Genomic DNA, 10,462 nt, shown 5'->3' on the forward strand with positions numbered 1-10,462 from the left:
GGACTTTTTTGTCAATGAATATTTGGTAGAAACCCCTGGACGCCTCAGGCATCCAGGGGTTCATTTTATTAACCTAAATACGCTAAGCTTTTAAAGACACGTTCCATCGGCTTATCGCCACCGGGGAATTCCAGTGCAAAAATACCGGTATAACCACTTGCTTCAATACGTTCTTTTAATCCTTTTACATCAACAATACCTGTGCCTGGATGACCATGTTTCAAAGCAGCATTCTCGCAGATGATATCCTTTAGGTGAACATAGCCCACCCGGGGAAGAAACCAGTCTAAGGCTGCTTCAGGCTTAGTGTTGGCATAAAGCCAATTTCCGGTATCATAGGTTAACTCAAGTTCAGGCAGTACCGCAAATATCTCTTTAAACACCTGCGGATTGCCTTTCTGAGCATCCGGACCATTCTCGACAGCCAGGACGATCCCCAGCGACTTAGCTGCTTCAAGCACTTGTTTCATGGCATCTGCCCACCAGGACGTATGCACAAAACTTACATCAAAAGCCCCACTTGCGACATTAAACCGCAACACCTTTGCGCCTAGACGGTCAGCAAGCAATACACCCGCTTTCAGTGAATCAATCGCCTGCAGTGTTTCTTGCTGCGATCCGGCCAGCAGCGCCTCATTCGAAGCATAAGCACACACCAGATTATTCTCTAGCAAAGCTTTTCTGATTTGCGGGATCTCTTCCTCAATATTTTGCCAATATGGCCGAAACTCAACACCTGCGCACCCGGCCTCGCGGGCTAAGGGGATTAATGCTTCCTGACGCATGCCTGATTTTAGTTCTTTATCCCAGGTTGCAGCACTTATTATGAGCGTCATATGATTACCTCCGTCAGTTATTCAGCAATTTACACTTTGAGTACGGTGAAGAACAGCCAGCTTAATACCGAGCCGACAACAGCCATTGCAAAGCCCCAGATAAGCATACTGCGGAATAGTTTTTGCTTGTCTGATTTCGGGCCGGCAGCGCCAATAAGAAGGGCACCGGTTGTTGACAACGGGCTGACGTCTACCAAGTGACCAGCCAATACTATGCTGTAAATAATGGCCAGTGGGTCACCACCACCCATCTTAGCTACCAAATCAGGTACTAAAGGAATGAAGGCCGGCATAATAACGCCGGAAGTACTGGCGTACGCTGAAATAACTGCGGCAACAAAACCAACCACCAGGGTTGCCGTGTTGGGGGTTGAAAACTCAGCAATTAGGTGGGAGAACAACTTCATGCCACCAACATCTTTCATGAGACCGACAAGCACGGTTACACCGCAGACCATGAGGATCGTATTCCACGGCATGCTTTTTACTGCCTGATTCTCATCAGCAGCATTAAGCATTGTCAGGATAGCGCCAATGGTAAACCCGGTAAGACCAACATCAAATTTGAAACCTAAAGCCAATACCATGAGCACCCCAATACCGGTAAGGGTCATAAGTTGTTGTTTGGTAAAAGCATCAACCTTAATATTAGCAATAGCATTTGCCTTGGAATTACCTGCAGCACCTTGTTTCCACAGCTTCAGACCGCCAAACAGCACATACGCCAGCATAGCCACCGCAAAGTGCCCAATGAAGGTATTAAAAAACAGAGGAAAGGCAATACCGGTAAAGCCCAGTTTAGCTGACAGACCATTGGCAATAACACCGGCAGGTGCAATTGGCGAAAGCGCGCCGGCCTGGCCGCCGTTACCAACCATAAGAGCCATGAGGAACGGCGATATGCCAACCTCTTCAGCCAGCAGCATTGCGGCAGGTGCCATCAGAGCAATGATGGAAATATGGCCCGGGCCGATAGCCGACAAGCCAAAGGCCACAAAGAATAAAACAATAGGCAGGAGGGCGACATTTCCACGCACTGCTTTAACAGCATACTTAGTAATTTTGTCAATGGTACCGTTCACCTGAGCAATACCAAATAAATAGGTTACCCCGGCCAGCGTCATGAACAGACTGAGCGGAAAACCGGCAATAATCTTGTCAGGCTTAATACCGCCCATTACATGACCGACAATAAACGCCAGGCCAATGGCCAAAATCCCGATGTTCTTAGGCGAAATGCAGCTAACGATGATAGCAATTAACAATGCTACTAATGATAATACAGATACATCCACTATTTTACCCTCCATTATTTTATAATGCTACATATTCAGGAAATGTTTTTCTTGATTTTACTGCCGGCCTGCTTAGCGGCATAAGACTGCGCCAACAGTTCAATCGTATGCATTACATTGTGTTCCTGTTTATTTTGCACCAGGCCGTCAATGAGGTGCATCCGGCAGGAGCCACAGCCGGTAACAACCATATCGGCGCCAGTATTCGCAATATCAGCCACTTTATGATCATTGATTCCACGTGATATATCATAGTACCCCAGATTGAAACTGCCCCCTGAACCACAGCATCGTCCCGGTTCCTTCATCTCAGAAATCTTAACACCGGGGATAGCGGACAGCAGTTGGCGAACCTGCTTGGTTACTCCCATACCTCTGGCCCCCAGATGGCAAGGGTCATGAATGGTGATGTGGGCATTAACCTCACCTAAATCTTTTTGGTTTATCGGCATAACCTCAGTCAGATACTCGGCTATATCATAGGTTTTACGGGAAATAGCCTCAAGCTTCTTCAGATATGCGGCATCGTCAGCCAGAAGCCGTTGATATTCATGGCGCCAGGCGCTGCCGCAGGAACCACATATAGTGATAACAGCATCTACTGCTAACTCTGAAAAGACATCAATATTATGCCTGGCCAGTAAGCGACCGTCTTCTGCATCACCGGAAGTAAATACCGGATAACCACAGCAATGCTGCTTCTTAGGCAGTACAACCTCGATGTTATTGGCAAGTAACACATCAATAGCGGCTTTGCCTGAGCCAGTATAAATATAGTTGGCCATACAACCTGTGAAAAAAGCTACCCTTGCTTTGGGCTGATTGACCTTAATGACTTCAGGATATTGTTTTCTGAGTGACTTATCCGCAAAAGGCGGAATAACCCGGCGTCTGGCAAGTCCCGGCATAGGAAAACGTGAAATAGCGCCAAGCCGCTTGCCAGGCAGACGTTTGATACCAAAATCCTGACCAAGCGAAGCCATGCTCAGGCAAAGATCAAACACTTTCCGGTTCTTCAGCAAGGTAAAGACGGCTTTCTTAACAGGCGAAAGACCTTTCTTTTCTGCCATAAGTTCACGGCCTGCCAGTATCAGTTCATCGGCCGCTACCCCGCTGGGACACTGCGAGCCACAGGTCTTGCATAATAAACACTTACTCAACATACCTTGAAGTTCTTCCTCAGGTACTTCCTTGCCTTCAAGGAAACTCCTGAGCAGTGCCAGTTTACCCCGGGCAACGCCCGACTCTACGCTGATCTCCTGGAACACAGGACACGCCGACCGGCATTGGCCGCACCGCACACATTGGTTAACAAGCTTGCGTAATGCATCCGCGTTCATATTTTCTCACCTCCTTTTTATAGTCCCATTTTACCAGGATTTAATATATTCTTGGGATCAAGGGCCTTTTTGATTGTCCGCATGACATCAAGGGCCGGACCGTGTTCCCGCTCCATGTATTTGGCGCGTACAATACCGATGCCATGTTCACCAGTTACTGTGCCATTTAGCCGTAAGGCCATTTCATGGATTTCATCACCGACCTTTTGCACCCGTTCAATCTCATCGGGGCTGTCCAGATCGATAACCGGTGCTGAGTGGAAGTTACCATCAGCCACATGACCATAGGTTACAATAATAGTATTATATTTTTCGCCAATTGCCTGAATGCCTTCAAGAGCAGCACCAACATTGGTTATCGGTACACAAATGTCTTCGCCGATATATACCCTGGTAGCTCCCGGCCGCACCCGACCGCTGGCTGCACCAACAACACTGCGGGCTTCCCACAGGGTTTTCACCTGCGCCGGATCATCAGTCCAATTGACTTCCAGTGCAATAGATTTACATACCTCGGCAATTTTCTGGGCCTGATAGGTGACACCAGGCGGTGGGCCATCAACCTCAAAAAACAATACAGCGGCAGCATCTGTCGGCAGCTTGATAGAGGGTTTGTACAAAGTAGCCGCCTTAATAGCCGACTTATCAAGAATTTCGATAGCGGAAGGCACAATCTTATTGCGGAATACCTCAACAACCGCCTTGCCGGCATCCCCCAGTTTTGCGAAAGAGGCTACAGCAATCCCTTTTTTCTCTGGCAAAGGCATAATTTTTAAGCGGGCTTTGGTAATAAGGCCCAATGTACCTTCGGCACCAACAAACAGCTTAGTCAGTTCATAGCCGGAGGCAGTTTTTAGTGAACGGCAATTCATACCACCGGTAGTAATCACCTGGCCATCAGCCATCACCACTTCCAAACCTAACACATACTCGCGGGTTGTGCCATATTTCATGGCCCGCATGCCACTGGCATTGTAGGAAATCATGCCACCAATAGTTGCCATCTTCGTGCTGCCAGGATCCGGCGGAAAGGAAAATCCAAGCGCTGCCAGCTTCTGATTGAGATCAGCATGAACAACACCAGTCTCAACAATAACCTGCAGATTGTCAGTGTCTATTTCAACAATCTGATTAAGGGCCGACAGGTCGATGACCAGACCACCGCCCATAGCGACCGAACCACCACATTGCCCGGTTCCTGCCCCTCTGGCAGTAACGGAGATGTTATGTTCATTACAATACTTTAATACCGGGGAAACATCTGCTGCGTTTTTCGGTGTAAAGACAGCAGCAGGCATATACTTATGCAATTGAGAATCCAAAGAAGAATCGTAGGCATAACACATCAGGTCAGCCTGCTCAGTACAGATTCTATCCTGCCCGGCAATTTTTACTAGTTGTTCAATGTGATTTTTGTTCAAACCAGCTACCTCCCATTTTTTTTTGAAAAGTCTTTCAATCTTTTCTAATGCAATTTACATGCCAATTCTACAGCTGGAATAAAATTTCAAAAATTATACCTCTGAACTATGATAAATTCTGAACGTACACTTTATTGTCCTGCATAAATTTTCTGACTGAAAAGGGAAACAGTTTCATTTGAAACTGTTTCCCTTTTCAGTCAGTGATACACTAATTCATATTCTTGAGTTTCCGCCACAATGTCGCCCTGCCTATACCGAGCAGCTCAGCTGCTTTTTGTTTGTTGCCCTCAGTTTTCACTAACGCTTCCTTAATGGCAGCTTCATTAACAGAGCGTGAATTTGAACTAAATTCATTAGCCGCAGGGGGGCGCAACCGGTATTTCAGCACCCTTCTGACATCACTCCCGGAAATGGTGACATCAGCAGCCTGTGCTGCCAGCCTGCCAATAATATTGTGCAGTTCCCGGATATTGCCAGGCCAGTCATATTGCAGCAGCTGATTAAGCCCCTCCGGCTCAATCCCTTCGATCGTGGTGCGGTATTTTGCATTAAACTCAGCAATAAAAAGCTGCACAAACGCTTCAATATCTGCTTTACGCTCCCGTAGCGCCGGTATTTCCACAGTCAGGACATCAAGCCGGTAATATAAATCTTCCCGGAACTTACCGATCTGCACCATCGCGTGCAAGTCCCGGTTAGTGGCTGCGATCACGCGAATATCAATCGGTGTTACCCGTTCATCACCCAGCCGGTATACCTCATGCTCCTGCAGCACCCGGAGCAGCCTGGCCTGCAGGTTTTCCGACATCTCGCCAATTTCGTCTAAAAATATCGTGCCGCCGTGAGCCTGTTCAAACAGACCGGTTTTCCCACCTTTCTTGGCACCGGTAAAAGCGCCTTCGGTATAACCAAACAACTCGCTCTCTAAGATATTCTCAGGGATAGCCGCACAATTCACAACCACAAAAGGGCCATTTTTCCGGCTGCTTGCCAAATGAATGGCATGAGCAAAATACTCTTTACCTACCCCCGTCTCGCCTAAAACAAGTACGGTGGCATCATACTTGGCAAAGTGTTTTGCATCAGCAATCGCAGTAAGCATTACCGGTGACTCAGACTTGATGTCAAAAAAATTATATTTTGCCACCCGCCCCCGACGAGCCAACTCTTCCCGGGTTTTGCGCTCAACTGCCTGGAAGTGCCGTAGTTCCTGAAGGGTAGCCACACCACCAATGACTTCACCATTGGAAATAATAGACTGGTAGTTGGCTACTACCTCCACTCCTGATGCAATCTTCTCAATGGCACCAAACTGCCGGTCCCCGGCGTCCATACACTGACGCAATCTGGCAATCAGGTTTTCCTTTGCCGCACTGTCGGAACGGGCAAGGCTTAATATCCGTTCCGCCTCACTGTTTACTGCTGTAATGCCGGCTTCCTTGTTGATCGCTAAGATCCCGTAATCGACAGAGTTAATAATAGTCTCAATTTGCTGCACATTAGCATCCCGCAAACGTTCAACTGCCAAGAGATGCCTGGCAGTCATAAAAGCACGGTTAAGTGCCTCCTGGCCTGAGCTAATAATAATACCGGTCAACCCCCGGGCAGCAGCCCGCTGCCCTACAGCCTGATTGCCAACAATACAGACCGCCCCGGCTGCTGCTGCCCGCTCAATACCAAGGGTATAATCCTGATACCTCTCAATGACCACTTTTAAACTTTTATCAGTAACCCCAAGGATGTCCTCAATACTGCCGACCCCCTCGATAATCGCACTGGAATCAACAATAGCTATCGGTTTGGCAGTTTGCTGTGCTTCAAGATAAGCCCGCAGAATATCGTAACCGCTAAATTCAACCTCTACCAGCGGTATATGGGGTAGTTTCTCAGAAATCATATGATGGGTAAGCCCCCGGCTAATGAGCACGCGCGCGCCATTTTGCACTGCTGCCTGGGCTGCCTTAACACCTTCGCTCAGGCGGGCCGTAACAACGTTAATATCATTCAGCTCGGCTGTCAGGCTGACTGCCAGGGCTGCTGCCTCTCTACTGGGGGAAATAAACACGATATCAGCCATTTTGCATTCTCCTGTTGTCGCATACTTAAGAAATTGTTTCTCGAGGAAGGATTCTTGTACAATACCACGAATACATATCTGTACACATTATGCAATGCATAAAAACCAGGAGGAATTACCCCCATGAAACTCGCAAAACGTTTAAGTAATCTCGGTACTGAAAACGCCTTTGAAGTCCTTAGTGAGGTACATCGTCTTAAAGCCGCCGGTCGTGATATCATTAGTTTTGCCATCGGCGAACCGGACTTTAACACTTCGGACAATATTAAACAAGCAGGTATTCAGGCCATCCGGGGTAACTTTACTCATTATAGCCCCTCAGCGGGAATTTTACCACTCAGAGAGGCGATTGCCGGTTATATTTCAGCTACCCGCAATATCCGGGCCTATCCCGATGAAGTAGTTGTAACACCTGGAGGTAAGCCAATCATCTACTACGTCCTGCATGCGCTGATCGATCCAGGCGATGAGGTCATTTACCCTAACCCCGGCTTCCCGATCTATGAATCAGTGATTCGCTTCACCGGCGGAGTACCTGTCCCTGCCCCCATCCTTGAAGAAAAGGATTTCAGTTTGGATACTGCCGGGCTGGAGAAACTTATCACACCAAGAACTAAACTTATTATCCTTAATAGTCCTCATAACCCCACCGGCGGCATGTTAACAGCCAAAGACCTGACAACGATTGCCGAACTGGCCTGCCGTCATAACCTCTGGGTCCTGTCAGATGAAATCTATAGCCGAATCACCTATGATGACACCTTTGCCAGCATTAGCTCATTGCCTGGCATGCAGCAAAGAACAATCATCCTTGACGGCTTTTCCAAGACCTATGCTATGACCGGCTGGCGGCTAGGCTACGGGGTTATGCCCCAGGAATTAGCCATACAAATTGCCCGCCTGATTACCAACTGCGAGTCATGCACAAATACCTTTGTTCAGTATGCCGGCCTGGAAGCGTTAGCCGGTCCGCAGAATTTCGTCGACAGCATGATCAGTGAGTTTAGAGCCAGACGTGATTTAATTGTCGCTGGCTTAAACAGCATTGCCGGGGTTTCATGCAAAATACCGAAAGGCGCATTTTATGTTTTCCCTAATATTACTGAGGCATGCAGTCGCTTAGGCTTATCTAATAGCAAAGCCCTGCAACAACACTTGCTCTATAACGGGGATGTCGCCGTTTTGCCCCGCACTGCGTTTGGGGCACAGAATGCCGGCGAGAAGCAGGAATACCTCCGTCTTTCCTATGCAACCAACCGCGAGATCATTATAAAAGGCCTGGAAAGAATCGAAAAGGCACTACGAACCCCTAAGTAAACGCTGTAGCTGATTATTATCTTTCTATTTCGATTCCTGATACCAGTTTCCTCTCTAAAATAGGCTCTACTAGCAAAAAACTAGTGAGAGCCTGTTTTTATTTCCTATTTAGGTTACATTTTAAGCAATAGCAAAGTTTTCTCATCAGTAATCCCTGTTTCCGGCAATCTGTTATCCCATTGAAAAGCCCTAAGCGGGGCCTCGGTATCTTTGCCGAAGTACCTTTCGCACGTTCCTGATGATACCCTAATTCAACCAACCTGAGCTGCAGCCTGACAACATCCGGGCCGACAGTCCCCCGCCGCAACACCCGATCGATTTTCGGCTTCGGACCAACAATATTAACCGGTGTACCCACAAGGTACCCATTCATATAGTTCTTCTGAATCATGATTGCGCATGGCAGATACAGCCATGACTGGCAAAGCCGCCAATTAACCATGGTGCACTGACACACAGAATAGATTAACTCGCAGTTAGCTGATCTATCAACAAAGCCCCGGCACACGCCAGGGCCCCACAAAAAAAGAGAACCGCCCATTACAGGGCAGTTCCTCTTTTCCTTAATTATTAAAACTTATAAATAAGCCCGGCACCAATACCTTTTAAAGTTAAGTCATCATCTTGATCATAATAACGATAATTAATGTTTAAGTCCAAGTTTTTAGTTAAGTTTTGATTAGCACCGATTTGCCATTCGGTAGCGATAGAGCTGTGTGTTACGGCAGCGTAAGCAGTAGCCTTATCTCCTAAGCTGGTTGAGGCGCTGACTCCATAGAAAAATTTATCTGATGAATTACTATAAGAACCTACGCCAGCGGCAGCAAAATCAGTATCATAATTACGGTTTCCTGCAATTAACCGGATATTGTTATCCAGTTTATACTGAATTGTTAAGTCTGTGAAACGAGTATCAACTTTTGCTTTAATTCCGGAGATAGTTTTTGACTTATCTCCCTTAATTGTTTCAAGGCCAATAATTACCTTATCGGAAACGGCAGTTTCTACATAAAACCCGCTAGCGCTAGCGTTGCCAAAATCACCGCCAAAAGCATCCACATTGGGATTCCAATACAGGTAACCTACAGCTGACTCCCCTTTCTCGAGATTTGTCACTGGTGCAGCCATAGCAACACTGGACATAGCTAAAATAATGACTAAAACTAATAATATTTTTTTCATGGACATGACCTCCCTTGTAAATTAATTACAATTTTACCATGCCGCATTGTCAAAAAGTGTCGTTTAATAATCTCGATGATTAATTTAACTGAAAAATCTTAACTATTATAATTGTATTTATAAAATTTGCCCCCAGCACAACGCCAGGGGCTTTAACTATTTACAGTATCCAATCTACTATTGCTCCTAATAATATTATCCAAAACAATAACCTACCCCACAAAGGCCACGGTTCTACCGTATCAGGCCTTTTATAAAGAAAATTACGCATATGTGCCATAATACCGCCTCCTTATATGGAATATTAGGCACTAATTTGTAATTTCCTGCAATAAATAATAATAATTAACCAGTTTTCTTTTTCTTGGGTTTTTCCTGTTTTTTATCGCCGAAATGCTGGCTTCAAGCGCGGCCATGATGTCTATAACTTTGCCGGCAGGTTCTGTTGGCGTACTACCGACCTGGGCACTTTCGGCTTTGGAATCAATCAGGCTCATGACAGATTTATAATACTCATTCTCATACTGTACCGGATTTTACTGTTTTTTTCTTGGTTACTGGTAAGCTGTTACCTCTACCTGAAATTTGTGATCAGTCGATTTGGCTATCAAAATTACAGGTTGACGAACGTTCAATTCTTCTGGCAATATAATTTGAAAACAATCACTCATTTTATAAGTTTTGGTTACTTGATAATCCAAAATTATTCCTCCTTTTGGAAAGTATTATACTGCTAAGAAACAGAGCAAAAACAAAATCCTTTTATTCCCATAGCAGATCCCTTTTTTAAAATACTCCAGCATCAGACAAACTCCTTCAAAGAAAACATTTCACCCTTTAAAATACAGCATGGCACAGAATATTTGTTCTATAAATGGAGGAAATTAGAAATGATTCTCCGCTCCCTGGCCATAATTCAAAGGTATTTTTTGTAAAATTCTTACTATTGACCGCTGTCATACTCACCCTAACTATGCCGAGAGCTATATAT

General features: G+C 46.0%; 10 protein-coding genes. 1 reads left to right on the plus strand and 9 read right to left on the minus strand.

Annotated features, from left to right (window positions below; translation table 11 throughout):
* Positions 1-68: 68 nt before the first annotated feature.
* The 5 genes from VN379_RS09800 to VN379_RS09820 all read right to left on the minus strand — a co-directional run bounded on the left by VN379_RS09800 (position 69) and on the right by VN379_RS09820 (position 6,972).
* Complete coding sequence (locus tag VN379_RS09800) at positions 69-836, minus strand: sugar phosphate isomerase/epimerase family protein (protein ID WP_325533268.1); 768 nt, start codon at positions 834-836, stop codon at positions 69-71.
* A 29-nt stretch (positions 837-865) separates the two neighbouring features.
* Positions 866-2,131, minus strand: coding sequence for an SLC13 family permease (locus VN379_RS09805; RefSeq protein ID WP_325533270.1), 1,266 nt, complete (start codon positions 2,129-2,131; stop codon positions 866-868).
* Positions 2,132-2,166: 35 nt separating this feature from the next.
* Positions 2,167-3,471 carry a (Fe-S)-binding protein gene (locus VN379_RS09810; RefSeq protein WP_325533272.1) on the minus strand — a complete coding sequence of 435 codons (1,305 nt, stop codon included), beginning with the start codon at positions 3,469-3,471 and terminating at the stop codon, positions 2,167-2,169.
* 17 nt (positions 3,472-3,488) lie between these two features.
* Positions 3,489-4,892 carry an FAD-binding oxidoreductase gene (locus VN379_RS09815; protein ID WP_325533274.1) on the minus strand — a complete coding sequence of 468 codons (1,404 nt, stop codon included), beginning with the start codon at positions 4,890-4,892 and terminating at the stop codon, positions 3,489-3,491.
* Between the two features lie 211 nt (positions 4,893-5,103).
* Positions 5,104-6,972, minus strand: coding sequence for a sigma 54-interacting transcriptional regulator (locus tag VN379_RS09820; protein ID WP_325533276.1), 1,869 nt, complete (start codon positions 6,970-6,972; stop codon positions 5,104-5,106).
* A 123-nt stretch (positions 6,973-7,095) separates the two neighbouring features.
* Here VN379_RS09820 and VN379_RS09825 point away from each other — a divergent pair, with 123 nt between their 5' ends.
* Positions 7,096-8,289, plus strand: coding sequence for a pyridoxal phosphate-dependent aminotransferase (locus VN379_RS09825; protein ID WP_325533278.1), 1,194 nt, complete (start codon positions 7,096-7,098; stop codon positions 8,287-8,289).
* Between the two features lie 97 nt (positions 8,290-8,386).
* Here VN379_RS09825 and VN379_RS25270 read toward each other — a convergent pair whose 3' ends face one another.
* The 4 genes from VN379_RS25270 to VN379_RS09845 all read right to left on the minus strand — a co-directional run bounded on the left by VN379_RS25270 (position 8,387) and on the right by VN379_RS09845 (position 10,172).
* Complete coding sequence (locus VN379_RS25270) at positions 8,387-8,830, minus strand: hypothetical protein (protein ID WP_325533280.1); 444 nt, start codon at positions 8,828-8,830, stop codon at positions 8,387-8,389.
* A gap of 29 nt (positions 8,831-8,859) precedes the next feature.
* Entirely contained in the window at positions 8,860-9,471 is a 612-nt protein-coding gene (locus VN379_RS09835) for a porin (protein ID WP_325533282.1), read from the minus strand.
* A gap of 311 nt (positions 9,472-9,782) precedes the next feature.
* The gene (locus VN379_RS09840; RefSeq protein ID WP_325533284.1) at positions 9,783-9,968 is read right to left on the minus strand and encodes a hypothetical protein; all 186 of its coding nucleotides are present in this window, start codon (positions 9,966-9,968) and stop codon (positions 9,783-9,785) included.
* Between the two features lie 57 nt (positions 9,969-10,025).
* Complete coding sequence (locus tag VN379_RS09845) at positions 10,026-10,172, minus strand: hypothetical protein (protein ID WP_325533286.1); 147 nt, start codon at positions 10,170-10,172, stop codon at positions 10,026-10,028.
* Positions 10,173-10,462 lie beyond the last annotated feature (290 nt).

Origin of the sequence: Sporomusa sp., assembly GCF_035561255.1 — a bacterium.
Lineage (GTDB): Bacteria > Bacillota > Negativicutes > Sporomusales > Sporomusaceae > Sporomusa.